The sequence below is a fragment of the Polaromonas sp. CG_9.5 genome (assembly GCF_035984465.1).
Taxonomy (GTDB): Bacteria; Pseudomonadota; Gammaproteobacteria; order Burkholderiales; family Burkholderiaceae_C; genus Polaromonas.
This window is the reverse complement of sequence record NZ_JAXCHR010000004.1, coordinates 96,510-122,093: the sequence shown is the minus strand read 5'-3', so window position 1 is coordinate 122,093 and position 25,584 is coordinate 96,510. Positions and strand designations below refer to the sequence as shown.

Annotated in this window: 22 protein-coding genes; 11 read left to right on the top strand and 11 right to left on the bottom strand. The window is 62.3% G+C overall.

Translation table 11 applies throughout. The features are described 5' to 3' along the window. The first annotated feature begins 74 nt into the window (after positions 1–74). Both RCH06_RS04605 and RCH06_RS04600 read left to right on the top strand, forming a co-directional pair. The gene (locus RCH06_RS04605; protein ID WP_327080353.1) at positions 75–1,370 is read left to right on the top strand and encodes an MFS transporter; all 1,296 of its coding nucleotides are present in this window, start codon (positions 75–77) and stop codon (positions 1,368–1,370) included. Between the two features lie 177 nt (positions 1,371–1,547). After that, complete coding sequence (locus RCH06_RS04600) at positions 1,548–1,784, top strand: hypothetical protein (protein WP_327080255.1); 237 nt, start codon at positions 1,548–1,550, stop codon at positions 1,782–1,784. A gap of 341 nt (positions 1,785–2,125) precedes the next feature. On the opposite strand, the gene RCH06_RS04595 is transcribed toward RCH06_RS04600, so the two are convergent. Then, entirely contained in the window at positions 2,126–3,250 is a 1,125-nt protein-coding gene (locus RCH06_RS04595; RefSeq protein WP_327080254.1) for a DUF3616 domain-containing protein, read from the bottom strand. A gap of 169 nt (positions 3,251–3,419) precedes the next feature. Between RCH06_RS04595 and dkgB the strand changes: the two genes are divergently transcribed. After that, entirely contained in the window at positions 3,420–4,229 is an 810-nt protein-coding gene (gene dkgB, locus RCH06_RS04590) for a 2,5-didehydrogluconate reductase DkgB (RefSeq protein WP_327080352.1), read from the top strand. A 151-nt stretch (positions 4,230–4,380) separates the two neighbouring features. Here dkgB and RCH06_RS04585 read toward each other — a convergent pair whose 3' ends face one another. The 3 genes from RCH06_RS04585 to RCH06_RS04575 form a co-directional block, all read right to left on the bottom strand. Further along, positions 4,381–5,142 (bottom strand): ABC transporter permease, encoded by a 762-nt coding sequence (locus RCH06_RS04585; protein ID WP_327080253.1) that lies wholly within the window; start codon positions 5,140–5,142, stop codon positions 4,381–4,383. Then, the gene (locus RCH06_RS04580; protein WP_327080252.1) at positions 5,139–6,101 is read right to left on the bottom strand and encodes an ABC transporter ATP-binding protein; all 963 of its coding nucleotides are present in this window, start codon (positions 6,099–6,101) and stop codon (positions 5,139–5,141) included. Before RCH06_RS04580 ends, RCH06_RS04585 begins: the two co-directional genes overlap by 4 nt. A 455-nt stretch (positions 6,102–6,556) precedes the next feature. After that, positions 6,557–7,039 carry a Cd(II)/Pb(II)-responsive transcriptional regulator gene (locus tag RCH06_RS04575; protein ID WP_442799594.1) on the bottom strand — a complete coding sequence of 161 codons (483 nt, stop codon included), beginning with the start codon at positions 7,037–7,039 and terminating at the stop codon, positions 6,557–6,559. A 31-nt stretch (positions 7,040–7,070) separates the two neighbouring features. Between RCH06_RS04575 and RCH06_RS04570 the strand changes: the two genes are divergently transcribed. Further along, entirely contained in the window at positions 7,071–9,362 is a 2,292-nt protein-coding gene (locus RCH06_RS04570) for a heavy metal translocating P-type ATPase (RefSeq protein WP_327080251.1), read from the top strand. A 137-nt stretch (positions 9,363–9,499) separates the two neighbouring features. Here the strand turns inward: RCH06_RS04570 and RCH06_RS04565 are convergent, their stop codons facing one another. Both RCH06_RS04565 and RCH06_RS04560 read right to left on the bottom strand, forming a co-directional pair. Then, on the bottom strand, positions 9,500–9,901 hold the full coding sequence (locus RCH06_RS04565) for a response regulator (protein ID WP_327080250.1): 402 nt from the start codon (positions 9,899–9,901) through the stop codon (positions 9,500–9,502). A 335-nt stretch (positions 9,902–10,236) separates the two neighbouring features. Continuing rightward, entirely contained in the window at positions 10,237–11,334 is a 1,098-nt protein-coding gene (locus RCH06_RS04560; RefSeq protein WP_327080249.1) for a pirin family protein, read from the bottom strand. Between the two features lie 254 nt (positions 11,335–11,588). On the opposite strand from RCH06_RS04560, the gene RCH06_RS04555 reads away from it, so the two are divergent. Then, positions 11,589–11,939, top strand: coding sequence for a collagen-like protein (locus RCH06_RS04555; protein WP_327080248.1), 351 nt, complete (start codon positions 11,589–11,591; stop codon positions 11,937–11,939). Between the two features lie 373 nt (positions 11,940–12,312). Here RCH06_RS04555 and RCH06_RS04550 read toward each other — a convergent pair whose 3' ends face one another. The 4 genes from RCH06_RS04550 to RCH06_RS04535 all read right to left on the bottom strand — a co-directional run bounded on the left by RCH06_RS04550 (position 12,313) and on the right by RCH06_RS04535 (position 16,855). Further along, a complete protein-coding gene (locus RCH06_RS04550; RefSeq protein ID WP_327080247.1) occupies positions 12,313–13,659 on the bottom strand; it encodes a leucine-rich repeat-containing protein kinase family protein in 1,347 nt (448 codons plus the stop codon). 1,039 nt (positions 13,660–14,698) lie between these two features. Continuing rightward, positions 14,699–15,484 carry a transglutaminase-like domain-containing protein gene (locus tag RCH06_RS04545; RefSeq protein WP_327080246.1) on the bottom strand — a complete coding sequence of 262 codons (786 nt, stop codon included), beginning with the start codon at positions 15,482–15,484 and terminating at the stop codon, positions 14,699–14,701. Positions 15,485–15,578: 94 nt separating this feature from the next. Continuing rightward, positions 15,579–15,830: a hypothetical protein gene (locus RCH06_RS04540; RefSeq protein WP_327080245.1), complete on the bottom strand. Its 252-nt coding sequence runs from the start codon at positions 15,828–15,830 to the stop codon at positions 15,579–15,581. 239 nt (positions 15,831–16,069) lie between these two features. Further along, positions 16,070–16,855 (bottom strand): tRNA-uridine aminocarboxypropyltransferase, encoded by a 786-nt coding sequence (locus tag RCH06_RS04535; protein WP_327080244.1) that lies wholly within the window; start codon positions 16,853–16,855, stop codon positions 16,070–16,072. Positions 16,856–17,165: 310 nt separating this feature from the next. Here RCH06_RS04535 and msrB point away from each other — a divergent pair, with 310 nt between their 5' ends. The 5 genes from msrB (at position 17,166) to RCH06_RS04510 (ending at position 24,477) form a co-directional block, all read left to right on the top strand. Next, positions 17,166–17,666, top strand: coding sequence for a peptide-methionine (R)-S-oxide reductase MsrB (gene msrB / locus RCH06_RS04530; protein WP_327080243.1), 501 nt, complete (start codon positions 17,166–17,168; stop codon positions 17,664–17,666). After that, positions 17,663–18,280: a peptide-methionine (S)-S-oxide reductase MsrA gene (msrA, locus tag RCH06_RS04525; protein ID WP_327080242.1), complete on the top strand. Its 618-nt coding sequence runs from the start codon at positions 17,663–17,665 to the stop codon at positions 18,278–18,280. Before msrB ends, msrA begins: the two co-directional genes overlap by 4 nt. A 233-nt stretch (positions 18,281–18,513) precedes the next feature. After that, the gene (locus RCH06_RS04520; protein WP_327080241.1) at positions 18,514–19,482 is read left to right on the top strand and encodes a metallophosphoesterase family protein; all 969 of its coding nucleotides are present in this window, start codon (positions 18,514–18,516) and stop codon (positions 19,480–19,482) included. A gap of 289 nt (positions 19,483–19,771) precedes the next feature. After that, positions 19,772–21,016 carry an exonuclease subunit SbcD gene (gene sbcD, locus RCH06_RS04515; protein ID WP_327080240.1) on the top strand — a complete coding sequence of 415 codons (1,245 nt, stop codon included), beginning with the start codon at positions 19,772–19,774 and terminating at the stop codon, positions 21,014–21,016. Next, on the top strand, positions 21,013–24,477 hold the full coding sequence (locus tag RCH06_RS04510; protein WP_327080239.1) for an AAA family ATPase: 3,465 nt from the start codon (positions 21,013–21,015) through the stop codon (positions 24,475–24,477). Before sbcD ends, RCH06_RS04510 begins: the two co-directional genes overlap by 4 nt. Before the next feature lie 120 nt (positions 24,478–24,597). Here the strand turns inward: RCH06_RS04510 and RCH06_RS04505 are convergent, their stop codons facing one another. Next, a complete protein-coding gene (locus tag RCH06_RS04505; RefSeq protein ID WP_327080238.1) occupies positions 24,598–24,978 on the bottom strand; it encodes a VOC family protein in 381 nt (126 codons plus the stop codon). Between the two features lie 407 nt (positions 24,979–25,385). Between RCH06_RS04505 and RCH06_RS04500 the strand changes: the two genes are divergently transcribed. Next, a complete protein-coding gene (locus tag RCH06_RS04500; RefSeq protein WP_327080237.1) occupies positions 25,386–25,580 on the top strand; it encodes a helix-turn-helix domain-containing protein in 195 nt (64 codons plus the stop codon). Positions 25,581–25,584 lie beyond the last annotated feature (4 nt).

The following is a 25,584-nucleotide window of genomic DNA, read 5'->3' as shown; positions in this document are numbered from 1 at the left end:
GCTGCAATGTTCGCTGACCCAGGCCGACCCATATTCAAAAGGATTTATCCATGAGCCAGACCTTGTCTCCGAACATGCGCGCCAGCCGCACCCACCCAGGTGCCGCTGCCGAAGTGCCCTTCAAACAGCATCCGCAAACCTGGCGAGCGGTGATCTCGTCGTCAATCGGCAATGCGCTGGAATGGTTCGATGTGCTGATTTACAGCGCTATGGCAGTGACCATCGCCAAGCTGTTTTTTCCGACCGAGAACCAGACCGTTTCGCTGATGATCACCTTCGCTACGTTTGGCGTCTCGTTTTTCATGCGTCCGCTGGGTGCCATCGTCATCGGTTCGTATTCTGATCGCGTGGGCCGCAAGGCCGCCCTGACGCTGTCCATTCTGCTGATGATGATCGGCACGCTGCTGATCGCCATCATGCCGACCTACGCGCAAATCGGCTTGTGGGCACCGGCTGGCATCGTTATCGCGCGCTTGCTGCAAGGCTTCTCGGCCGGTGGCGAATTTGGCAGTTCGACCGCGTTTCTGGTAGAGCATGCGCCGCACCGTCGCGGTTTCTTCTCCAGCTGGCAGGTGGCCAGCCAGGGGCTGAGCATCGTCATGGCCGCTGTGTTCGGGGCTCTGCTTTCGTCGCAGCTCAGCACCGACCAGCTCGAATCGTGGGGCTGGCGCATTCCGTTTTTCTTTGGCCTGCTGATCGGACCGGCTGGCTATTACATCCGCAAGAACCTCGAAGAATCGCCAGAGTTTGCCCAGGCCGAAGCCACCAGCACGCCGCTGAGCGACATCATGCGCGACCAGAAAATGCGCTTGTTCATCGGCTCAGGCACAGTCATCATGGCCACCGTTTCGGTCTATCTGGTGGTCTATATGCCGACTTACGCCGTCAAGCAACTGGGCATGACCTCGACCGCCGCCTTCAGCGCCACCATTCTGGCGGGTCTGATGATGATGTTTTTGTCACCACTGGTCGGTCACCTGTCCGACAAATACGGCCGCACCCCCTTCATGCTCTGCAGCAGCGTGTTGTTTGTCTTGCTGACCTACCCGCTGTTTGCCTGGCTCTCGCTCAACCCGAGCTTTGTCAACCTGTTGCTGGTGCAAGGCGTCGTTGGCTTCCTGATGACCATGTATTTCGCCGCCATGCCCGCCTTGCTGTCAGACATCTTTCCAGTGCAGACACGCGGCACCGGCATGTCATTGAGCTACAACATCGGCGTGATGCTTTTTGGCGGCTTTGCGGCCTTGACCATCACCTGGCTGATCGCGGTCACAGGCAACAAACTGGCCGTGACGTTCTATGTGATCTTTGGCGCAGTCCTGAGCGTGATGGCCACCTTGGCTGCACGCTACAAGCTGAACATGCGTTGAGGATTTTTGGCGCCTCGTAGCGCGCTGGAATTTAAAACAGGGGCTCAGGGTTCATTTGAATCCTGAGCCCCTTTTTCTTTTCGGGCCTGCGGGTGAATAACCGCAGCGCAGCCTTGCCGCCACAATGCCGCTCAGTTTCACCCGCCTCCTTATGATCCTTGCGTGAAGGAAAAAACAATGAACAAACTGACCCTGCACCCGGTGAACGACCAGGTGGTGCGTGTGCTGTCCAGCCAGGGTGAATGTGTGGGCAACCTCAAGCTGATTGGCTCGGTGTGGAAGTTCAAGGCCATCGGTTACGACGCCAGCGGTGCGGTGATTCCGGGCGGCGGGCCGCTGACCGACCGGCACAACATGCGCTTTGCGGTGCTGGATGAAGCCGTGGTCAGCGCTGCGTTGACAGGCTTGGGCTAACTGACTGACTGACTGACTGGCTCGCTGGATGGTTTTAGTTTTGTATTTTGTCGTTGCGGGCTTGACCCGCAATCCATGAACCCGCTGGGGGAGAAGACATGGATCCCGGGTCGAGCCCGGGATGACAGAGCAGGCCGGTGTGGCAGATAAAGCCGAGATGACACATCACGCCGGGATGACGCGGAAAGCGAGCATGCCAGAGGTGCCGAAGATAACGGTGACACCCGCCTTGGCGCGGTAACCTGAAAAGCAATCTGGGCAGTTGCGAGTTTTTACCCAAATAGGCTATTAGCGCACTACGGGCGGGCGCAAGCAGCTATGTTTTCAGGAGCGATTTGCCATCAGCGCGGAACCGTGAAGGCCAGCGGCCCGCCGTCGCACAGGCCGTCTGACAACACCAGTAATTTGTAGGCGGTGGCCGTTTCTTCCAGCACGGTGATGGCTTCGGGCTTGAGTTCCTTGTCGCAGTGGCGCAGCTTGACGCCGCTCAGGTCGAGCGCTGCCAGCAGCCGGGGTTGCACGACGCCGGCAGCCGCCTTGCCATCCCACCATGCGACTGTCCAGCCTGCATCTTGACTGGTGCGGCTGTCGTCGGGGCCGGCGAGGAGCAGCAAGCCGGTCTTGACGGCCACCATGTCGCGAATGCCCCGGTGGGGGCCGAGCGCCAGGCTGGTGACCGTGGGTTTGGCGTCGCTGGCCGGCTGGGGGCTGAACAGTGCCTCGGTGTTCACGGCCAGCACGCGGGCCACGCCGTCCCGCACCGGGCCGCGAAAACCGAAATACAGCTGCCCGCCTTGCACCGCCATGCCTTCGATGTTGACGCCTTGCTGGCCGGCCAGTTCGGGCGCTTTCTCAGGCGGCGCGTCGCCCAGGCATTTGCGCTCGCCCACATACGGGGCCAGCTCGGGCAGCGCCTGCATCAGCGGCCAGAGCTTGCCGCTGTCGGCATATCCAACCAGCGCGCCAGTGGGCGTGCGCAAGGCGCGGCCCGTGGCCGGATCCAGCCGGAAGCGAATCACGTGGCGGCTGTCGGGATTGCTGGCGCAGTCGCCGCGCTTGGCCGAATGCGAGCCGGCGACGTAAAAATAATGGCCATCGGTGGCGGCGGATTCGGCGTCCAGCTCATCGGTGGTGTCGCGCAGCACCACGGGCTCGGCGTCAATGCGCAAGGCTTGGCGGTCGAGGGTGGCGTAACGCGCTTCGGCCCCTTCGTCAAACGCCAGCAGGCAGACGCGTTGCTGCGCGGCGTTGAGGTTGCAGGCGATGCCGCTGACCGACTGGCGGGTTTTTTTGCGCTTTTTCTTTTTCAGGTCAAACTGAAAACCGTCGCCGCTGTCCCACAGGCCGCTGTCGGGCTGGACGCTGGGCGGCGCTGGCTGCGCGGCCACGCTGGCGCTCAGGCCCAGGCTCAGGCACGTTGTGAGAAGCAGTTCAAGCCATCGGGCTTTTGATCCTGTCAAGGGCATCGCGGGACTGTAGCGGAGTGCGGTGTGGATTACCGCTTTGTGACGGGTTGGCGGCTCGATGCCGGCGATGGCTTGGCTGCCTTGGCAAAGTCCCTTTGGCCGTCCCTTGTTTTCACCTGCCAGTAAGGTGGCTGGCTTGTCTGTATTCAAAAAAAAGGAAATCACCGTGATGCCTTCCACCATTCCCGCTTTCGGCCTGGGCACGTTTCGCCTGAAAGACCAGGTCGTTATCGACTCCGTCAGCACTGCGCTTGAACTGGGTTACCGCGCCATCGACACTGCGCAGATCTACCGCAACGAGGCCGAAGTCGGCCAGGCGATTGCCGACAGCGGCGTGCCGCGCAGCGACCTGTTCATCACGACCAAGGTGTGGACCGACAACTTTGCGCAAAAGCTCTTGATTCCGAGCCTCAAGGAGAGCCTGGCCAAGCTGCGCATGGCGCAGGTCGACCTGACGCTGATGCACTGGCCGGCCCCCGCGCAGCCCGTGCCGCTGGAAGAAACCCTGGACGCGCTGATGGCGGCCAAGGCGGCGGGTTTGACCCGGCTGATTGGCGTGTCGAACTTCAACATCGACTACCTGCAGCGCGCCATCAAGCAGGTGGGCGCTGACCACATCGCCACCAACCAGATCGAGCTGAGCCCGTACCTGCAAAACCGCAAGGTGGTGGACTTTGCGCGCAGCCAGGGCATTCACATCACTTCTTATATGACGCTGGCCTACGGCAAGGTGCTGGAAGACCCGGTACTGGCGAAAATTGCCAAGCAGCATGGCGCCACCACCGCGCAGGTGGCGCTGGCCTGGGCCATGCAGCTCGGGTTTTCGGTGATTCCCTCGTCCACAAAACGCGCCAACCTGGAAAGCAACCTGCAGGCGCAACAGCTTCAACTCACCGAAGACGACATGGCGCAGATTGCGGCGCTGGAGCGGGGTGGCCGCGAGGTGGATCCGAAAGCGCTGGCCCCTAGCTGGGACTGATGGCGGCGGGGCTGGATGGCGCGTCAGATTGACGCGCGGCGGTTAATTGGCAGCGCCAGCGGCCCTGGCTTCAAAAAATCAAGCCAAACAGGCCGCTAGCGCAGTCTGGACGGGCACCAGCAGCTATTGAAAAAATAGCAGCCAGCGCCACTCAGGACTTGAGCTTCCAGCCGGTGCGGAAAATCCACCAGATCGCGCCCAGGCACAGCGCCAGAAACCCCAAAATGGCAGCCACGCTGACGCCCACGTTGACATCGGCCACGCCGTAAAAGCTCCAGCGAAAGCCGCTGATCAAATACACCACCGGGTTGAACAGCGCGACTTTTTGCCAGATGGACGGCAGCATGTTGATGGAATAAAACGCGCCGCCCAGAAACGTCAGCGGCGTCACCACCATCAGCGGCACGATTTGCAGCTTCTGGAAGTTGTCCGCCCACAGCCCGATGATGAAACCGAACAGGCTGAACGTCACGGCGGTCAGCAGCAAAAAGCACAGCATCCAGAACGGGTGCGCAATGCTGTAGGGCACAAACAGGCGCGCCGTCGCCAAAATCAACAGCCCCAGCAGCACCGACTTGCTCGCCGCCGCACCCACATACCCCATCACCACCTCCATCGCCGATACCGGCGCCGACAGCAATTCGTAAATCGTGCCCGACCACTTGGGCATGTAAATGCCGAACGCCGAGTTGGAGATGCTTTCGTTCAGCAGCGACAGCATCACCAGGCCGGGAATGATGAATGCGCCGTAGCTGATGCCGTCGATGTCGCCCATGCGCGAGCCGATGGCCGCGCCGAACACCACAAAATACAGTGAGGTCGAGATGACCGGCGCAATGATCGACTGCGCCAGCGTGCGCAAGGTGCGCGCCATTTCAAAACGGTAAATGGCCCGGATGGCGTACCAGTTCATGCCGGCTCCTTGGTGTTTTCAGGGTCAATGGCGGGCTTGCCGCCATGCACCAAGCTGACGAAAATGTCTTCCAGCGAACTCTCGCTCGACTGCAAATCCTTGAAATCAATGCTGAGTGCGGCCAGCCGCTGGAGCAAGTCGCCAATGCCGGTTTCCTCTTGCTGTTTGTCAAAGGTATAGACCAGCGTCTGGCCACCTTCGCCCAGCGCCAGCGGCAAGCCGGCCAGTGCAGCAGGCAGGGCGTGCAGCGGCGCGCGCAGTTGCAGCGTGAGCTGCTTCTTGCCAAGTTTGCGCATCAGCACCGCCTTGTCTTCGACCACGATCAGCTCGCCTTTGTTGATGACGCCGATGCGGTCGGCCATTTCCTCGGCTTCCTCGATGTAGTGCGTCGTGAGAATGATGGTGACGCCGTTGTCGCGCAGCGCACGCACCATTTGCCACATGCCCTGGCGCAACTCGACATCAACGCCGGCGGTGGGTTCGTCGAGAAACAAAATCTGTGGCTCGTGCGACAGCGCCTTGGCAATCAGCACCCGGCGCTTCATGCCGCCCGACAGCGTCAGGATCTTGCTGTCCCTCTTGTCCCACAGCGACAGGTCGCGCAGCACCTTTTCAATGTGCGCCGGGTTCGCCGGCTTGCCAAACAGCCCCCGGCTGAAGCTGACGGTGGCCCAGACGGTTTCAAACGAATCGGTGGAAAGCTCCTGCGGCACCAGGCCAATCTTGGCGCGCGCCGCGCGGTAGTCGCGAACAATGTCGTGGCCGTCGGCGGTCACGCTGCCCGAACTCAGGTTGACGATGCCGCAGACGATGTTGATCAGCGTGGTTTTGCCCGCGCCGTTGGGGCCGAGCAGCGCAAAAATCTCGCCGCGCCGGATGTCAAGATCAACCGACTTGAGGGCTTGATACCCCGAGGCGTAGACCTTGCTCAGCTTTTGAATAGAAATAATCGTTTGCACAGGAAATTCTTGTAAAAAAGGCCGCTGGCGCAATACCCACGGGCGCTGGCAGCTATTAAAAATGGAGCATTCTCGGGATGCTTAAAGGACACTTTTTCGACGCGCCGCTAAGTGGTTCGTGGTGATGGAATGTTTTCAGAACTGCATCCGGCTACAGCGTTTTCGAGTGTAGCGGTCGCCCGTTTTTACGCTTGTTCCCAATCGTGATTACCTCTTGAGGGCGGGCTGTTGGGTCTTGGCTGGTGAAGCCCAGGCCCTTCCGTGCTAAGAATGGGGTCAAAAAAATAGCTTTTTTGCGTCATACCCGCGAAGGCGGGTATCCAGACTCGTTGGAGCGTATCAAGCCGTGTCGCTGGATTCCCGCCTTCGCGGGAATGACGGACGGGACGTTATTGATTGCCAAATCCCAAGCATCCGCAGTTTGGCCTGTCGCATGGCGATGGCGCGTCACTGCATCACACATGGCGGTGCGCACGCGCCCTGGCTTCTTCGCGCGGCAGGTGTTTGGCCCGTTCATGCAGCGCTTCCATGATGCGGCACTGCGGTCCGGTGCCGTCGCAGCGGGCGCGCAAATCCTGCAGGTCTTGCTGCAGCGCCTGCAGTTCGGCCAGCCGCTCGCCGACATGCGCAATGTGCGATTCGAGCGTGGCATTGGCGGCGGCGCAGTCGGCTTTTTCGGCCAGGTCCAGGTTCAGCAGCGTGCGCACTTCATCAAGCGACATGTCCATCGCCCGGCACAGCCGGATGAAGCGCAGCTGGTGAATGTCGCCGCTTGAATAGCTGCGGTAGCTGTTGGCCGTGCGCACACCGGGAGCCAGCAGGCCTTCCTTTTCATAAAAGCGGATGTTGGCGGCGCTGACACCGCTCAGGGCGGCGGCTTTTCCGATCAGGTGCAAGGGTTTTTCAGTGGGCATGGCTTGACCTTCAAGTGGCTTCATGGTTTGTAATGGTCGCACACGAAAGAAAACCATGACCGATTGCTGTGATCACACCGAAAAAACCAACCGCCCCACCGCCGGCCCAAGTTCCGACCCGGCGCATGCGCCTCCCGCTGCGGCGGCTGTGCCGGTGCCGACAGGCGCCCAACGCTTTCGCATTCCGGCGATGGACTGCGCGGCGGAAGAGTCCGACATCCGCCGGGCACTGACCGATGTGCCGGGCATTCGTTCGCTCAACTTCCAGCTGGTGGCGCGAACCTTGACGATTGATGCGACCGACGAGGCGCTGGCCGCCGCCGTCGCCGCGATTGCCCAGGCCGGCTACAAGATGCAGCCGGCCAACGCGCCTGCACCCAGCGGTGACACGCACGGCGGGCACGACCATGACCACGACCACACGCACGACCACGGCGACGCCGAAGGCGGCATGCCGGCCGGTTTGCCGCGTCTGGTGGCGGCGCTGGCGCTGGCCGGGCTGGCCGAGGCGGTCAGCTTTTTTGCGCCCGCCGGTTTGCTCTGGACGCTGGTCGGCATGGCAGTGGCGCTGGTCGCCATTTACCTGGCGGGGCTGGACGTTTACAAAAAAGGCTTGACGGCGCTGCTCAAGCGCCGGCTCAACATCAATGCGCTGATGACGGTTGCCGTCACCGGCGCTTTCCTGATCGGCCAGTGGCCCGAGGCGGCGATGGTGATGGCGCTGTATTCGATTGCCGAGCTGATTGAGGCGATGGCGGTAGACCGCGCCCGCAACGCCATCAAGGGCCTGATGGCGCTGGCGCCCGAAGAAGCCGACATGCAAAGCGCCGACGGCAGCTGGACTACGGTGGCGCTGGCCGCCGTGCCGCTGGGCGCCACCGTGCGCGTGCGTCCGGGTGGCCGCATTCCGCTGGACGGCACCATCACCGCCGGCAGCAGCGCGGTCAATCAGGCATCGGTCACCGGCGAAAGTCTGCCGGTGGACAAAACGCCGGGTGACAGCGTGTTTGGCGGCACCATCAGCGAAACCGGCGAGCTGGAACTGAAGGTGACGGCAGCCGCCAACGACAGCACGCTGGCGCGCATCATCCACGCCGTCGAGCAGGCGCAAGGCACGCGCGCCCCGACGCAAACCTTCATCGACCGCTTTGCCGCCGTTTACACGCCGACCGTGTTTGTGCTGGCGCTGGCGGTGGCGGTTTTGACACCGCTATTGCTCGACTGGACCTGGCTGCAGGCGCTGTACAAGGCGCTGGTGCTGCTGGTGATTGCCTGCCCTTGCGCACTCGTGGTGTCCACGCCCGTGACCATCGTCAGCGGGCTGGCGACGGCGGCGCGGCGCGGTATTTTGATCAAGGGCGGCACCTATCTGGAAGAAGCGCGCAGCTTGAAAGCCGTGGCGCTCGACAAGACCGGCACGATCACGCAGGGCAAGCCGTCGCTGGTGGACTGGCAAGTCTGGAACGGCGCTGACGCCGCAGACGTGCGCCGCATCGCCGCCAGCCTGGCCGGCCGCTCTGACCATCCAGTGTCCAAAGCCATCGCACAAGGCTTGGCAGACACGAATCAAGCCCTCGGCACGGTTGACGGCTTTGCGGCGCTGGCCGGGCAGGGCGTGCAGGGCCGCCTTGCAGAAAAAAGCTATGTGCTGGGCAACCACCGCATGATTGAAGCGCGCGGCCAATGTTCGCCTGAACTGGAAGCGGTGCTGGCCGGACACGAGCAACAAGGCCGCACGCTGACGCTGCTGGCCGGCGACAACGGCGTGCTGGGCGTGTTCGCGGTGGCCGACACCATCAAGGAAAGCGCACGCGAAGCCGTGGCCGAACTGAAGGCGCTGGGCGTGACGCCCGTCATGCTGACCGGCGACAACATCACCACCGCCAAGGCGGTTGCGGCGCTGGCCGGCATCATTGACGTGCGCGGCAACCTGATGCCCGAAGAAAAGCTCACGGCGATTGGCGAGCTGCAAATCCGTTACGGCGCGACCGGCATGATTGGCGACGGCATCAACGACGCGCCTGCGCTGGCCAAGGCCGACATCGGTTTTGCGATGGGTGGCGCAGGCACCGACATCGCCATCGAAACCGCCGACGTGGTCATCATGAACGACAACCTGCGGCGCATTGCCGAAACCGTGCGCCTGTCGCGGCGCACGCATGCCGTCCTGTGGCAAAACATCGCGCTGGCGCTGGGCATCAAGGCGGTGTTTTTGGTGCTGGCGGTGTTTGGCAATGCCACGATGTGGATGGCCGTGTTTGCCGACATGGGCGCGAGTTTGCTGGTGGTGGCGAACGGCTTGCGGCTGCTGCGCTCTAGCAAGGTGCCGCCGGCTTCAATGACCTGAATGGCGGATTGAAAGCGGCCTTGGCGCAGGCTGCGTCTGTATTAACAGCTATGAAAACCGCAGCAAGGCGTGAGGGCTTGGCCGCTGGTCGGCCTTGAAAACCCGCACGCCGTGCTGGCCGCTTGCGTGCAGCGCTTTCAGTGAAGCTGCGTGCCGCCGAGGCTTATTGTCTGCTGGATGCAGTAGGCAATCAGCTGGTCAATTTCCGTCGATTTGTCAAACACGTCGTCAGCGCCCAGCGCGGCCGCCCGTTCACGAATTTCCGGCGTGGCGTAGTTGGTCAGGACGACAATTTTTTGATGGTTAGCACGGTTGCGGCAACCGGCCAAAATGCCCAGGCCGCTGCCCTGCTTTAAAAACAGATCGACTATGGCCAAGTCCCACTGTCCGTCGTGCATTTCGAGCCAGCGAATCGCGTCGGCCTGGGTGGCCGAATGCGCCGCGATTTTGACATCGGCCACTTCGTTCAGTGTTTCAACCAGGTTGTCGAGTACCGTGAGGTTGTCTTCAACCAGATAGGTGATAAGTGCTTTTTGCATGGGTGACCTGGGGAGTAGGGTGCCAGCTCGTTGCTGCGCGTTGAGTGACCCTTCCGGTTCTGCCTTGTATGTAAACACTGACAGCGTGAATCAAACGCCATCCGATAACGCCGGCAAGAGTAGGACAAATGCAGGCTTGCCCGAATGCACCGCTGCGCGCGCAATCACGCGCAGGTTTGTTGCGAATTATGAAAATCCCAAGAGCTTCGTATTCAAAGGGTGATGGAATCAGCAGCCATCGATTCAAAGAAAGATACTAATAAAAAAGGCCTCTGGCGCATGCTGGACGGGCGCTGGCAGCTATAAAAAGAGTAGCCTTCAGCGGTTTCTGGCGCTCAGGGGGCGGGCGCTTGACGCACCTCTGTTGCAGTGGGCGCGTCAGTCGCTGGCCGTTCCTCGCGCCCGTCCGGATGCCGGGCAAACCGCGCCGGGTCGCGGCCATGCACCGGCGCGCTGTCGGGCCACGGCCAGCCGCCGAACTGCGTGCGCTGGTAGTCGGCCAGCGTCTGCCGAATTTCCGCCTGGGTGTTCATCACGAACGGGCCGTATTGCGCCACTGGCTCGCCAATCGGCCGGCCTTGCAGCAGCAGGAATTCAGCCTCTGCGCTGCCGCTGTTGACCAGTTCGACGGCGGCACTGGCCTGCAGTTCGATGGCGCTGGTCTGGTTGACGGGCTGCCCGCCCACCGTGACCGACTGGCCTTTGAAGAAATACAGCTGGCGACGCGTGCCGTGGCCGGTCGCGGCAGGCAGCGTCCAGCGCGCGCCGGCGTCCATGCGAATCGTCCAGATCGCCACGTCGGCATCCGGCTGCGCAGCCCACGAATCGGGCGGCGGCGACAGCGGTTCGGCTACATCGGCGTTCGCGTCGCCCAGCCGGCCGGCAATCACCGCCACGTCGGTGCGGCGGCCTTTGTCGTCTTGCGCTGTCAGACGGGGAATGTCCTGCGACCACAGCATGGTGAAATGCGGCGCGGCCATTTTGCTGGCCGCTGGCAGGTTCAGCCAGATCTGGAACAACTCCAGCGGATTGGCCTGGGTTGCGTTAAGCAGCGGAAACATTTCCGAATGCACCACGCCCTGGCCGGCGGTCAGCCACTGCACATCGCCGCGCCCGAAACGCGCCTTCGCGCCCAGCGAATCGGCATGGTCAATCAGCCCCTTGCGCACAATCGTCACGGTTTCAAAACCCCGGTGCGGGTGTGCCGGAAAACCCGGCACCGTGCTGCCGTGGTACATGCTCCAGCCGCCCTGGCGGCTGAAGTCCTGCCCCATGTCGCGCCCCGCCAGCGACGCTGCCGGGCCCATCTGCGCGTTGGCTTTTGGGTAGGCGTCGTCGTGGTAGACGCAAAACAGGAACGGGTCGATGGTTTCCCACGCAAAGCCAAGCGGCTTGATGTGCAAGACGGCGGATGCGGGCGCAAGGGTAGTCATGGCGGCGCTTTCAAAAACAAGCAGTTGAGGCTGTCTGTTTTTGTTTTCAAGCGCAGCCGGCGCGCCCACGCCGGCTGACGGGTCATGCCCGAACACCACAGACAGTTGTGGGGCCGTCCTACAAGGCCGAATGAACTTTCTTGGTAAATTTGGGTTACAGCTTGTCAGTGACTGTGAATGTCGCCGCAAGAAAGAAACTACGCGCACAGTTTCATCGTCACGTGCGTTTTTATCTCATTACATACAAGGTTCTCATGAAATATTCATTACTGCTGGCGGCACTTATCGCAACCCTCGGTCTGGCCGCTTGCGAAAAAACCACCGTTACGCCTCCAGCCTCCGCACCGGTGGTGGTGGTTCCTGGCCCGGCGGGCGCTACCGGTGCGACCGGTGCGACCGGCTCGACCGGCTCGACCGGCTCGACGGTGGCCGTTCCGGGCGCCACGGGTGCCACTGGCGCCACCGGCGCGACCGGTTCTTCAGGCTATGACGGCGCCAAGGGCTCGACAGGTTCAACCGGTGCTACCGGTGCTACGGGCGCTACGGGCGACACTGGTGCTGATGGCAAAAAGGGCGACACCCTGATCGTCGTTCCCGCCAAGTAAATTCCGGGCGTAACCCGACAAGCGCAGGCGGTTTTCCGCCTGGGCTTTTTTTTTGGCCGCGTGGATTAGGTTCTGTTGCAGGCCGTTTTTGATCAATTCAGGCGTTTGCGCAATGTGGACGTGTGCTGAGTGCTATTGAATTTGTAGTGTTTTTACCGCCTCGTTTGCTGGCCGGACCGGGGTTGCCTGCCATTCCAGATCCAAAACGTCAGCCCGTGACCTGCGCTGGCAAGCGCTTGATGGCGGGCGGATTCGCGCAGTGGTGCGGCGGTTGGCGGCACGGCGCAGGCCGCTACCCACCGCGATCATTTCCGGCATTCCTTTTTCAACCCTGCCGCCGAAAGCGTGGTCACGTGCGGTTGTGCAGCCTGGTTCAGTCGTCTGGCTGGCAGCGCACGAGTTGCTGTTCGATATCCGCAAACAGCGGGCGGGTGGCCGGGTCGGGGTGCGCGCAAGCTGCCTGCAAGTCGGCCAGCGCTTGCAGCGTTGTTTGCTGCGCTTGCGCTTGTTGGGCGTCATGCCCATCAGCCGGCGGACGGCAGCGCGCCAGCAGTTCTTCCAGCAGACAGGCAAAGGCCCGCACTTCCAGCCGCTGCAGCGCCAAGGCTAGCGGTCCTGCATCGGGCGTAAAAAATGACGCCGCGCCAAAGTCTCCCAGCAGCGCGTCACCTTCGCCGGTGTGCAGGATGTTGTGCGCATATAAGTCGGCGTGCAGGATGCCGCGTTCATGCAGTTGCCGCGCCGCTGATGCCATGCCCCGCGCCAGCCGGATCAGCGCGTCCAGCGTGAACGCCGTGTCGGCGTCATAGACATCGCGGGTACACGACGCCAGGCTCGGCGGCCCGGCCAGGTTGCGAAAGTGCGGCGGCACCAGCGCCATGACCAAGCCGCTGGCCTGCTGCGGGTGATGGCTGATCTGGCCATGTACGGCAATCAGGTTCGGGTGCGCGCCGGCGCTGCTGCAGGCGGCCATTTCATGGTGCGGCAGGCCGTCGCTGGTCATCGCTCCCTTGAACAGCTTGACGGCCACCGGCTGCGCGGCATCGCCCCGCCACACCGCCTGGTGAATCACGCCCGAAGCACCTTCGCCAAGCAGCTGCTGCAGCCTCAGGCTTTGCCAGTCGATGCGGGGAATCGGCGCGCTGGCTGGCGCTGCGCCCTGGCGCATCGGGTTGCCGGCAAACGCCAGCCACGCCAGGTGCGGCAGTTGCAGCAGCCAGTCGGGCAGGGTGGTCAAGCGGTTGGCCGCGATGCGCAGCAGCTCCAGCCGCGTGCAGCCGGCCATTTCAGGCGGCAGCGCCTGCAGCCGGTTGCCCGCCAGCATGGGTTTTTGCAGCTGGCGGCAGCGGCCGATTTCAGGCGGCAATTCGGTGATCTGGTTGTCGGTCAGCACCAGCCAGCGCAGCGCGGGCGGCAGGGCGGCGGCCGGCACGCTGCAGATCTGGTTGGCCCGAAAGCCGATCATGGTCAATTGCTGGCACTGGCCCAGCACGGCGGGCAGTTCGGTGAACGCGTTGTTTGAGCAAAAAATGATGCGCAGCTGGTGCAGCCGCGCCAGGTCATGGGGCAGGGCGCTGAGTGCATTGCCCGATAGGTCGAGGATTTCCAGCGTGTCGGCGAGGGTGAAAATTTCCTGGGGAAAGGTCGTCAGGCCGCAGGACAACGTCAAGCGACGGCTGCCGGCCAGTGCGCCGCTGCGCAGTTGTTCGAGGGTGTTCATGGGGCGGGGTGGCTTGCGCTCGGGCTGGCTTTGAAGAGGGGGCGTGCTGGGTTCATTGGCTGATTGGACACGACGCTTGGGATTGGCTTTTTTGGGGGATGGATTTTTTTTGAGAGTGCTTGTGTTCTTGGGTTTGTGCGCTTGGCTTTGGCCGGCTTGCCGGGGGTTGCCCGGCGGCAACTCACTTGTCTTTTGCTTCGCCAAAAGAAAGTAAGCAAAGAAAAGGCGACCCGGCTGGCTGGGGCCCTGCGCTTCGCTTCGGGCGACCTGTGCTGAGCGGGAAAAGCGGGGGTCGGCGCAAACTCGCTTCACTGCGTTGCGCTCAAACAGCGCGCCGCCCTGATCCCGCTTTTCCCGCTCATCCCAGGCCCAGCCAGAACGGGGTGGGGAAGGGGTTCGGGAGCGGATTCGGAGTCAAAAGTGCCGCTTGCGCATACCGGACGGGCACGAGCAGCTATTTAATTCGTAGCGTTTTGAATTAATTGGGCGCAATGTCTGATTGAATTTGGCTGTTGGCTGTTGGCTGTTGGCTGTTGGCTGTTGGCTGTTGGCTGTTGGCTGTTGGCTGTTGGCTGTTGGCTGTTGGCTGTTGGCTGTTGGTTTTCGCATTCCATTCCCCAACCCCTTCTGTCTGCGCTGAGGAACGGAGCTTCAGGCGGATCAGGGCCGCGCGCTGTTTGAGCCGAAGGCGAGTTTGCGCGGACCCCGCCTGAAGCGAGTACCGCAGGGTGCCCCGTAGCGAAGCGAAGGGGTCGCAGACAGCAGGGGTCGCCTTTTTTTGCTTACTTTTTTTGGCGAAGTAAAAAAAGTGAGTAGCCGCCGGGCTACCCCCGGCCAGCAAAGCCCCGCAGCGCTAACCAGCGATCAAACAAACAACAACCCACAGCAAAAACGACAAATATCAACTGCCAAAAATGGCAATAGCGCGTCGCTAGAACCCTGACCAAAAAAAGAACAAGGAAAAGCCGCCACGCCCAAACTCCGAATCCCCGTAGATCAAAGCGCCGCGACTGATGCGCCACCGCCCCAAAAGCCAGGCTCAAACCGCCACCACATCCACAAACATGTCATCTATGCGCAACGGCTGCATGCCGTAGTCTGAAATAAAAGCCACATCGGCCGCATCGTGGCCATAGGCCAGCACAATCCGCCCGCCGCGCGGCTCCGCCTGCGTTGCGTCAAACGTGTACCAGCGCCCTCCCACAAAAGCCTCAAACCACGCATGCAAGTCCATCGGCTGCAGCCCGTGCAAATACCCCACCACCATGCGCGCCGGAATCTGCATGCTGCGGCACAGCGTAATACCGACATGCGCAAAGTCCCGGCATACGCCCGCGCCGTGCTCCAGCGTGTCCAGCGCATCCGTGGTGGACGAACTCACGCCGTAGCGATAGTGCAGGTTGTCATGAATCCAGCTGCAGATTTTGGCCACTTGCGGATAGCCCGGCAGTGCGTTGCCGACGATGTCCCATGCCTGCGACTGCATCTTGTCCGACGGGCAATAGCGGCTTTGCAGCAGGTAATGCAGCACGTCGGCAGGCATGTCGGTTACCAGCGTGCGCGGCGCGTAGGTCGCCACTTCAATTTGCGCGGGCACTTTCATCGTCACCTCGACGGCAATGCGCATCCGGCCCTGCGGCACGATCAGGCGCTGGCACAGGTTGCCGTAGCTGTCGACGAACTCGGTCACCGGCACCCACGGCTCCAGGTCGTAGCGGTCGCTGATGATCCACTGCGACTGGCCGCTGCGCGGACGCAGCATGGCCACCAGCGGACAGTCCGAAGCGGCGGTCACGGAAAGGGTGCAGGTGGCTTTGAGCTTCATGGGAAAAAGGGGTGATGAAGAGGCGTGGGCAATGAAAAAAATCGGTCAAAAGGCGGTCAGCGTCCAGCCCGTGCGTTAAAAAAAGTATGTGCTTTTACCGGCCCACCACCGACCAGCCTGCCTTGAGGTTGCTTTTGTCGTTCTCGTATTCCCACGCCGTGCCGCAGCGGTCGCAGCGGTACTGGGTGACGGTGGCCAGGTGGTTGCCGCGTTTTTCGGCGCGGTTGTTGCCCTGCACCAGCTCGGGATGGCCGGGCGCTTTGCGCCAGTTGCGCTGGATGCCGGCGCACGACTCGCACAGCTCCATCTTTTTCAGTTCGTTCTGGCGGTTCGGGTCTTGGGTCATGGTGCGGCTCTTGGGGTAGATGGTTGGCGTTTTGCGCTGGAAACAGGGTTCGATTGTCGCCCTGTTGGTTGCCACACATAGGCCTAAACGACCTGGCACCTGAAAAATCCGCCAGTTTCAAGTCAAATCAGCCTCTGGCGCATGGCCGGCGTGCGCAGGCAGCTATCAATTCAGGAGTTTTTTCTGGATGGCCGGAGGCCAGCAGGCCGACTGTTGAAGGGTTAGCGCGTGGCCCGTTGCTATGGCTGCGCCGGGGTTTCGTTAGCCGCCGCATCCGCCGCAGAACCCAGGCCACGCAAACGCCGATGCACCGCGTCCTCGCTGTCCACCGGCTGCTGCTGCTTGGCCTGCAGGTAATGCGTGGTGAACACGTCCAGATAGGCTTCCAGCGTTTGTGCGGCGAGGGGTTCACCGGCCAGCTCCAGGCACAGCGCCGCCACTTCCGAAGTGCAAAAGTGCGTCTCGCGCTGGGAGCGGCGCAGGCGGTAGCGTGACAGTTGTTCAGACTGCAGGCTCAGCACCGGCAGCGCATTCAGATACGGGCTTTTGCGAAACATCTTGCGCGCCTCGGGCCAGGTGGCATCAAGCAACACAAACAGCGGGCGCTTGGCGAGCTGGCCGTCAGGCGGGCTGGCGGGCAGCAGGTCGGTCACCACCCGCTCGGGCGCGACAAACTCGCCCGGAAACACCAGATAGGGCTGCCACTGCGGGTCGGCCAGCAGCGCCAGCAATTCCGGCTCGACCGCCGTGCGCGCCCAGCCAAAGGCAAAGGTGTCGGCCACCACGTCGGCAATCAGCCAGCCGGTGTTGCTGGGCTTGAGCGGCTCGATGTCGGCCATGATCAGGCACACCCCGGCGCGCGTCGGCAGCACCGGGCGCAAGGCGCACAGGCAGTGGCTGGGCAGCAGGCGGCAACCGGCGCAGCGCTCGCCGCGCGGCCCGCCACGGGCGAGAAAAGGTTTGGAACTGCGCGCCAGACGCGCGGTGCGCAGGCGGGAGACCGCGTGCTGGAGGGCGTGGGGCATGGGCGGAAGTCTAGCCCAGCCGCCTGGCCGGACAGGGCGCATGGCCCCGCTGCGCGCCCCGACCGTCTGGCGCATTTCCATGCCAAAGCGGCTTCGGCGGGAAAAGGCTCGGTAGCCAAACGGGTTGTTGCCGTTTGCCAGGCCACTGCACCGCCCTATTGCGTAAACTGAAAAATCACGACATTTGCGCTGGCTGATGGTTTCTCTCCGGCCCTCATTTCGGCGTCAATCCCCAAAACCGTGAAAAGCCAACTGACGTGACAGGTCTGTTTTTTTAGACAACCCGGTAACTGGCGTCACAGGAGCCCTTATGAAACGTCGAAACATCCTGCATGGCTTTGCCCGGACGTGTCTGGGTTTGGCGGTGCTTCCCTTGAGTCAACTTGCCATGGCCATGACCCCACTCACCAAATCCAAATCCGACTGGCAACAACTATTGCCCGCCGCCAACTACGCCGTGCTGTTCAAGGACAGCACCGAGCGCGCCGGCAGCAGCCCGCTGAACGGTGAAAAGCGCGCCGGAACCTATGCCTGCTTTGCCTGCCATTTGCCCCTGTTCAAGAGCGAACTCAAGTTTGACAGTGGCACCGGCTGGCCGAGCTTTTTCAATGTCATTCCCAACGCCGTCGAGACGCGGCGCGATTTCAGCATGATCTGGCCGCGCACCGAATACCACTGCGCCCGCTGCGGCGGCCACCAGGGCCACCTGTTCAAGGACGGCCCGCAACCCACCGGCCTGCGCTATTGCAATAACGGCGTTGCGCTTCAATTCATTCCCGCTGGCGAAAAACTGCCGGAGTTGCGCGCATGAAAAACTGGCTTCAATCCGTCGCCTTGGCCCTGTCCCTGCTGATCAGCCAGGCCGGCGCGCAGACCCCCTCAACGCCAGCCGCAGCCGGCCAGACTGCCACGGCGATTTTTGCCGGTGGCTGCTTCTGGTGCGTGGAAGCGGACTTTGACAAGGTACCGGGCGTCTTGTCTGCCCAGTCGGGCTACACGGGCGGCAAAACCGCCAATCCGACCTACCAGACCGTGAGCGCCGGCAGCACCGGCCACACCGAAGCGGTTCGGCTGACCTACGACCCCCGCATCGTCAGCTACGCGGTGTTGCTCGATTTCTTCTGGCACCACATTGACCCGACCGTCAAAGACCGGCAATTTTGCGATACCGGCAACCAGTACCGCAGCGCCATCTACTACAACAGCCCGGCCCAAAAAGCCGTCATTGAAGCCAGCAAGGCGGCCATTTTGAAGTCGGGCGTGTTGAAGGAAATCCATACCGAGATCGCCCCGGCATCGACCTTTTACCCGGCCGAGGACTACCACCAGGACTACTACAACAAGAACCCGCTGCGTTACAAGTACTACCGCCTGACCTGCGGCCGCGACAGCCGCGTCGCCGAAGTTTGGGGCACCAAGAACTGAGCGGTTCCGGGTAACCCCATCGCCAGCGCCTACATTCGCCGCAGGGCGGCGGAAATGGGTCGCAGTGTGTATTTGCCTGTGGCCCTGCCGCAGTGCCTGCAAGCGCTGTTTGGCATCGTCAACGGCATGGTGGCCAGGATTTGTGACCCGTTTGGACCGGCCTTTTTCCTGATGGCAACCGGCAGTTACCATGCAACGGGTCACACAAGGTCATCCTTTAGAAAGAACACGGTATGCGCGATAACTTTTGGCTGGGCATCATGCGGGCAGCTCGGGTCGGTTTATTGGCCACGCTGGTGGGCGCGGTGGTGGTGGCCTGTGGCGGCGGCGACGGCGGCGGCTCCACGCCTACGGTCGTGCAGGCCCAGTCCACGACCCCGTGGGAGGTGATGACAGCAGGCGATATTGCGCAGTGTCTTTTGCGGCCTCCGCGCGACACGGCGGCCGAAAAGACAGCCAAGCTGGTCGAGCGGCAACTGGCTGACGCCGGCAGCAATTCCAACGTGCTGACGCTTGGAGACAATGCCTATTTCCTGGCCGGCTCCAACCTGGGCTACACCGATTGCTATGAGAAAACCTGGGGCCGGTTTATCGACAAAACTTTTGCGATTCCGGGGAACCACGACTATGAAGGTGGCGACAGCAATGATTACTTCGGTTATTTTGGTGCCAAGGCCAACCCCGATGGCAAGCGCACCGGCTACTACCGGATTGATCAAAACGGCTGGACCGTGTTTGCGCTGAACAGCAACATCGATGCGACAGCCGCTTCAGTCCAGGCACAGTGGCTCAAGCAGGAACTGGCCACCGCCCAGCCCTGTGTGGCGGCGGCCTGGCACCACGCCCGGTTCACCTCGGCCCCCGATGGCGACAACACCAAGATGACCGCGATGTGGGACATCCTGGACCAAGCCAAGGCCGATGTGGTGCTGCAATCCCACGAGCACCAGTACGAGCGCTTCGCCCCCATGACCGCAGACGGCACGCTGTCCGCCACGGGCGGCATGCGCTCATTTGTCGTGGGCACCGGCGGCGCAGAAACGTACGCGCCCGCCACGGTGCGTGCGGGCAGCGAGAAGCAACTGGAAACCTTTGGCGTGATGCGTTTGTCGCTGTCGGCCGGCAAAGCCAAGTGGCGGTTTATTGACGTTGATAACGCCGTGCTGGACGAAGGCGCGTTTGACTGCCGCAAGAAGCCGTAAAAAGAGCGAGTAGCGGCCTGTGTCCACGGCGCGCCCGGGCTCGTCCCTTCAGGCGGGCCGGTGCAACGCGCAGATCTTTTCGCCGTAGGCTCTCGCTGACAAGCCAGAGACTTCCTTTGCGCCGCGCCTTCCCAAACCCCGGCAGGTTTTCAAAAGTGGTGCCGCCATTGGCGATGCCGACCGCAGGAAAAACGTCACCCTGCTCAGGCAACTGCGCAGCCAACCCGGTTGAACTTGCTGGCAAATGACCCTGTAAGCTAGCCCGAATCCTCCTACTTCTCTTTGACGCATGCGCATCCTCCACACTTCTGACTGGCATCTCGGCCAGCACTTCATGGCCAAGAGCCGCCAGGCCGAACACCAGGCGTTGATCGACTGGTTGCTGCTCCAGGTCGAGGCGCATGCAGTCGATGCGGTGCTGATTGCGGGCGATATTTTCGACACCGGCACGCCGCCCAGCTATGCACGCGAGTTGTACAACCAGCTGGTGGTGCGCCTGCACGGGGCGGGCGTGGCGTTGCTGCTGCTGGCCGGCAACCATGACTCGGTGGCCACGCTGGGCGAAAGCCGCGCGCTGCTGGCCTGCTTGACTTCCACGGTGGTCGCCGCAGCCGGGCAGCCAGAGGCGCAGGTCGTCGTGTTGCCGAAACGCGGCGCGCCGGGCGCGCAAGGCGAAGCCGGCTGCGTGGTCTGCGCCATTCCCTTCATTCGCCCGCGCGATGTGCTGCAAAGCCAGGCCGGGCAAAGCGCCGACGACAAGCAGCACGCCTTGCAACTGGCGATTCAAGGGCATTACCGCGACGTGTTCGACGCCGCCAGCGCCCGCCGCGCCGCGCTGGAACTTGCGCTGGGCCGCAAGCTGCCGCTGATTGCCACTGGCCACCTGACGACCGTCGGCGCCAGCACCAGCGAGTCGGTGCGCGAAATCTATATCGGCGCGTTGAACGCCTTTCCGACCAGCGCCTTTCCGCCGGTCGACTACATCGCCCTGGGCCATATCCACCAGCCGCAAACCGTCGGCGGGCTGGACTATATTCGCTACTGCGGTTCGCCGATTCCGCTCAGTTTTGACGAGGCGCGCCAGCAAAAGCAGGTGCTGCTGGTCGACCTGGACGCCAGCGGCCTGCAAACCATCACGCCCTTGCCCGTGCCGCGTTTTCAGGCGCTGGCCTCGGTTGCGGGCAACCTGGCCGCGCTGGCCGCAGCGATTCGCGCCGCCGCCGTCGATGGCACGCTTGATCGCCCGGTCTGGCTGGACGTGACGGTGGCCGAAGACGACTATCTGGCCGACTTGTCGGTACGCATCGAGGCGCTGACCGCCGGGCTGCCGGTCGAGGTGCTGCGCATGCGCCGTCAGCGCGGCAACGAAGCCGCCCGGCTGGCTGGCCAAGCCAATGAAACCCTGGACGAGTTGACGCCGCACGATGTGTTTGACCGCCGCCTGGCGCAAGAAGAACTGACGCCAGATTTGCAACGCGAGTTGCGCACCCGCTACCGCGCCATCGTCGCCGGTTTGCAAGAAAGCGACGCATGAAAATCCTCAGTCTGCGCCTTAAAAACCTCAATTCGCTCAAGGGCGAATGGAAAATCGATTTCACCCAGGCACCGTTCGTGGACAACGGCCTGTTTGCCATCACCGGCCCGACCGGCGCGGGCAAGTCAACGCTGCTCGACGCCATTTGCCTGGCGCTGTACCACAAGACACCACGCCTCGATAGCATCTCCGCGTCCGTCAACGACCTTATGACGCGCCACACCGCCGACTGTCTGGCCGAGGTGGAGTTTGAGGTCAAGGGCACGGTGTACCGCGCTTTCTGGAGCCAGCGCTGCGCGCATGGCAAAGTGGGCGGCGCGCTGCAAGCACCGAAAGTTGAGTTAGCGACCGGCGACGGCAAAATACTCACCGAAAAAAGCATCGAAAAGCTCAAGCACATTGAGAAAATAACCGGTCTTGATTTTCCGCGCTTCACCAAGTCCATGCTGCTGGCACAAGGCGGCTTTGCAGCGTTCCTGAACGCCAGCGCCAATGAGCGCGCTGAACTGCTGGAAGAGCTGACCGGCACCGAAATCTACGGTGATATTTCCAGAAAAGTGTATGAGCAGGCGAGTCTCGCCCGCAATCAGCTGGCGCAGCTCAAGGCACGCGCGCAAGGCATGGAGTTGTTGTCGGCTGAGGCGCGCGAAGCCATGCAAAACGAAGTGATCCGCCTTGGCACCGAACTGGTTGATGTGCAGCGTCAGCACCAGAACACGCAGGCCCAGCGCCAGTGGCGGCTCGATCTGGCGCAGAGCGAACACGACGCCCAGGCGGCCGAACAAAACCGCATGGCCGCCGACGCCGCGCTGGATGCCGCCGCCCCGCAATTGCGCCGCTTGGCCGACAGCGAACCGGCGCAGGCGCTGCAACCGCTGCATCAGGCGTGGCAACACGCCGAAACCGCCTGCAGCACCAGCGAAAACACGCTGCAGATGCTGCACGGCGAGCACGAAAGCCAGCAGGCCGCGCATTACCAGCAACACCACAGCGCCCACGCTATCGCCGCGCGCATCGCTGAACAGGCGCAATCGCAGTTGCAGCGCACAGAGCAACAACGCCAGCAGCTTGACGACTTTTGCGCCGCCAATTCGCAACGCGCCAGACTGGGCGAACGCCTGGGTGCCTGGCAGCAGCAGTTTGACCAACGCCAAAAGCTGCAGCAGGCCGTGGCGGCGCAGCAAGTGGCTGCGCAAAAACTGGAGGACGAACAAGCCGAACGCAGCCGCCAGCTCGTCACCCACAACGTGGCAGTGGCTACCGCAGAACAAGCCAGTACCGCCGCCGACACCGCGCAGCAGCAGGCCGAAGCCGAACAAACCGGGCGCTTGGCCGGGCAAACGCTGGCCGCCTTGCGCCAGCAGGGGCAATCCGGGCAGAACAGCTTGAGCCACTGGCAGCAGCTCGAAGCGCTGGCGCGGCAACGCCGTGAACTGGCGGGCCAGCAAACTACGCTGGCAGCGCAACTGCAGTCCGGCCAGACCAGCATTGAAGCGCAGGACAAAGCGCTGACCGCCTTGCGCGAACAGCACAAAAATATGAGCGTGCAGGTGCAGGACAAACAAAAGTTGCTCGAACAGGAGCGCCGCATCCAGAGCCTGGAAGCGCATCGCCGGACGCTGCAGCCGGGGCAAGCTTGTTTGCTCTGCGGCTCACTGGCGCATCCCGCCATTGCCGCCTATCAGGCGCTGGACGTTTCATCGACAGAAGCCGCGTTGAAGGAAACGCAGTCAGCGCTGGACGCGCTGGTCAAGCAAGGCCAGGATGCGAGAGATGCACTGGCCACCAGCCGCGCCACCCAAGCCGGATGGCTGACGCAGCAAGAAAAAAATACCCAGCAGATCGCCGACAGCCAGACGGCATGGCACGAACAGGTCGCGCTGATCAGCCCCAGCGCATCCGGCCCGCTGCCCGGTGCAGACGACTGGCAAGATGCCGCCCGCCTGCGTGCCCGACGCGAAGCCATCGAGCAGGCGCTGGCCCATATTGCCCAACAAGTGCAGGCGGCAGAGCAGGGTGAACAAACGCTGCACCGCGCCCGGCAGTCCTGCAACGACCACGCCCAATCGCTGCAAACCGCCCGCAACCAGTTGGCCCTGTTGCAGCAAACCATAACGACCGGACAGGAACGGCAAGCCGAACTGCTGACAAGCGCGCAAGCGCGCCAGCAGGAATTGTTTGAACTGGAAACGCGGTTAAACGCCACGCTGGCAGAAGCCGGTTTCAGCGTGCCGCCGGAATCCGCACCGTGGTTGCAGCAGCGCGAAAACGAATGGCAAGACTGGCAATCCACCCAGACGCAATTGCAAGCCCTTGCGCAAACCCTGACGCGCCAGCAAAGCCAGTGCGAAGCCGCGCAGGAAAAAGCCGGCTTGTGGCAAGTGCAATGGGAAAGTTTGCGCGCCAGCGCTGGCGAACAGGCCGCGCCGTGGGCCGATTTCACGTTCAGTGCCACTGATGACTTGCCCGCCGCCCTCGCACTGTGCGCCCACGAAGCCAGCCGGCTGAAGCAAACCATTGCCGCACTGCAAGGCCAAAAAACCCAGGTTGATGCCGACCTCGTCCGGCAGCGCTTGAGCTTGACCGAAGCCGCCGCGACGTGGCAAAGCGCGCTTGCCGCCAGCCCGTTCGCCGACCTGGCCGCTTACATCGCCGCGTTGTTACCAGCTGAAGAACGCCAGCGGCTGACGCAATTCAAGGAAGCGCTGCATTCTGCCCAGCAGCAAGCCGATGCGCTGTTGCGCGACGCTCAAGGCAAACAAGCGCGGCTGACAGCGCAAGCGCTCACGCCCTTGCTGCTGGAAGACATCGTGACGGCGCTGGCCGCGCTGGAAACGGAGCGCACCACGCTCAGCGAACAAATCGGTGCTCACCGTGAAGGGCTGGCCAGCGACACGAAACGCCGTGAAAGCCAGCAAGCGCTGTACGAAGAAATCAGGTTGCAGACGGCAGAAACCGATATCTGGCAACGGCTGGACGGGCTGATTGGCTCGGCCCGTGGCGACAAATACCGCAAGTTTGCGCAAGGGCTGACGCTGGACCATTTGTTGCTTCTCGCCAATCGCCATCTCGCGCGCCTGCATGGCCGCTACTTGCTGCGCCGCAAAGCCACGGGCGAGCTGGAACTCGACATCGTCGATGCCTGGCAGGGCGAGGTGGCGCGCGACACGCGCACGCTGTCGGGCGGGGAGAGCTTTCTGGTCAGCCTGGCGCTGGCCCTGGCACTGTCGGATCTGGTCAGCAACAAGACCTCGATTGATTCGCTGTTTCTGGATGAAGGCTTCGGCACGCTGGACGGCGATACGCTGGACATCGCGCTCGATGCGCTGGACACGCTGAACGCCAGCGGAAAAATGATTGGCGTCATCAGCCACGTCGAAAGCCTGAAAGAGCGCATTTCCGCGCAAATCCGGGTCGAAAAGGGCGGCGGCGTCGGGTATTCGCGCGTGGTGGTTCGTTAGTTTTGGGAAATGGCTTCATCGCATTTTTTGCGATGAAGCCATGTTCTGACATCGGAAAAAACTTGAGGTGCGTTTGCCCGCTTCACTCCAAGCGCGGCACAACCGCAACCGCCGCGTGGCTTATTTGGCGGGGCGGTGCAGCGCGCAGAGCTTGTTGCCGTCCGGGTCGCGCAGATACGCCAGGTAGATCCGGCCGACCGCGCCATCCCGAAAACCCGGTGCGTCTTCACACGTCGTGCCGCCGTTGGCAACGCCCGCCGCATGAAAAGCATCGCCTTGTTCCGGCGACGTTACGTCAAACCCGATGGTGGTGCCATTGCCGTGCGTTGCCGGTTCGCCATTGATCGGCGTGGTGATGGCAAACGTGCCTTTGGGGCTGCGGTAGAAATAGCGGTTCTTGTTGGCAACGCCGGGGGCAATCCCCAGCGTACCCAGCAACGCATCGTAAAACTTCTTCGAAACTTCCAGGTCATTGACACCCAGCATGACGTGACTGAACATAAATTTCTCCGTTGAAGCCCGGTCAGGGCGAAATGAAACCCTGTGCATCGTACTTGAGGACGGGCCAAGGCAGCGTGGCGTGGCCAAGCGGGCGCGAAGCGGCCCATAACAGTTTTGTGGCGGGTGGCGAGTTAAGGCGGGGCTGCGTCATGGCAAAGCCAAAAACCGTGGCGATTCATCGCGGGTCAAGCACCGCGCCGGATTACCGCGCCTGAACGGCTCAGACGCGTAAATTTAACGCCAAATGACCCGCTTGCGCACTACCAGCGGTCGTAAGCAGCTATTAATTCAGGAGTGATTGTGGGGGGGGTGACTATTGACGCACGCGCCAGCCCCATGCCGCGCACTTCAACCCATCGCCGCACAATTCCGGCTGACTATCTGCTTTTCGGCGAAGCCATTCGCAGTTGTTTGGACATCTTGCAGACGATGCGTTCACGGCGGCGCAGGCGGCGGACTATCTGGAGGTGTCCATGTCCACCTTTCGGCGCTACGTCGCCACCGGGCGGCTCAGCCAAAGCGCAACAGTCGGGCGCACCCAGATGTTCAAGGTGGCGGCGTTGAAAGCTTTCAAGAAGGCCTTGAAAACTGCCAAGGGCTGAATGG

Coding starts and splice junctions, on each gene's coding strand:
- RCH06_RS04605 (WP_327080353.1), top strand. CDS start 75: ATGCGCGCCAGCCGCACCCACCCAGGTGCCGCTGCCGAAGTGCCCTTC.
- RCH06_RS04600 (WP_327080255.1), top strand. CDS start 1,548: ATGAACAAACTGACCCTGCACCCGGTGAACGACCAGGTGGTGCGTGTG.
- RCH06_RS04595 (WP_327080254.1), bottom strand. CDS start 3,250: ATGCCCTTGACAGGATCAAAAGCCCGATGGCTTGAACTGCTTCTCACA.
- dkgB (WP_327080352.1), top strand. CDS start 3,420: ATGCCTTCCACCATTCCCGCTTTCGGCCTGGGCACGTTTCGCCTGAAA.
- RCH06_RS04585 (WP_327080253.1), bottom strand. CDS start 5,142: ATGAACTGGTACGCCATCCGGGCCATTTACCGTTTTGAAATGGCGCGC.
- RCH06_RS04575 (WP_442799594.1), bottom strand. CDS start 7,039: ATGAAGCCACTTGAAGGTCAAGCCATGCCCACTGAAAAACCCTTGCAC.
- RCH06_RS04570 (WP_327080251.1), top strand. CDS start 7,071: ATGACCGATTGCTGTGATCACACCGAAAAAACCAACCGCCCCACCGCC.
- RCH06_RS04565 (WP_327080250.1), bottom strand. CDS start 9,901: ATGCAAAAAGCACTTATCACCTATCTGGTTGAAGACAACCTCACGGTA.
- RCH06_RS04560 (WP_327080249.1), bottom strand. CDS start 11,334: ATGACTACCCTTGCGCCCGCATCCGCCGTCTTGCACATCAAGCCGCTT.
- RCH06_RS04555 (WP_327080248.1), top strand. CDS start 11,589: ATGAAATATTCATTACTGCTGGCGGCACTTATCGCAACCCTCGGTCTG.
- RCH06_RS04550 (WP_327080247.1), bottom strand. CDS start 13,659: ATGAACACCCTCGAACAACTGCGCAGCGGCGCACTGGCCGGCAGCCGT.
- RCH06_RS04545 (WP_327080246.1), bottom strand. CDS start 15,484: ATGAAGCTCAAAGCCACCTGCACCCTTTCCGTGACCGCCGCTTCGGAC.
- RCH06_RS04540 (WP_327080245.1), bottom strand. CDS start 15,830: ATGACCCAAGACCCGAACCGCCAGAACGAACTGAAAAAGATGGAGCTG.
- RCH06_RS04535 (WP_327080244.1), bottom strand. CDS start 16,855: ATGCCCCACGCCCTCCAGCACGCGGTCTCCCGCCTGCGCACCGCGCGT.
- msrB (WP_327080243.1), top strand. CDS start 17,166: ATGAAACGTCGAAACATCCTGCATGGCTTTGCCCGGACGTGTCTGGGT.
- msrA (WP_327080242.1), top strand. CDS start 17,663: ATGAAAAACTGGCTTCAATCCGTCGCCTTGGCCCTGTCCCTGCTGATC.
- RCH06_RS04520 (WP_327080241.1), top strand. CDS start 18,514: ATGCGCGATAACTTTTGGCTGGGCATCATGCGGGCAGCTCGGGTCGGT.
- sbcD (WP_327080240.1), top strand. CDS start 19,772: ATGCGCATCCTCCACACTTCTGACTGGCATCTCGGCCAGCACTTCATG.
- RCH06_RS04510 (WP_327080239.1), top strand. CDS start 21,013: ATGAAAATCCTCAGTCTGCGCCTTAAAAACCTCAATTCGCTCAAGGGC.
- RCH06_RS04505 (WP_327080238.1), bottom strand. CDS start 24,978: ATGTTCAGTCACGTCATGCTGGGTGTCAATGACCTGGAAGTTTCGAAG.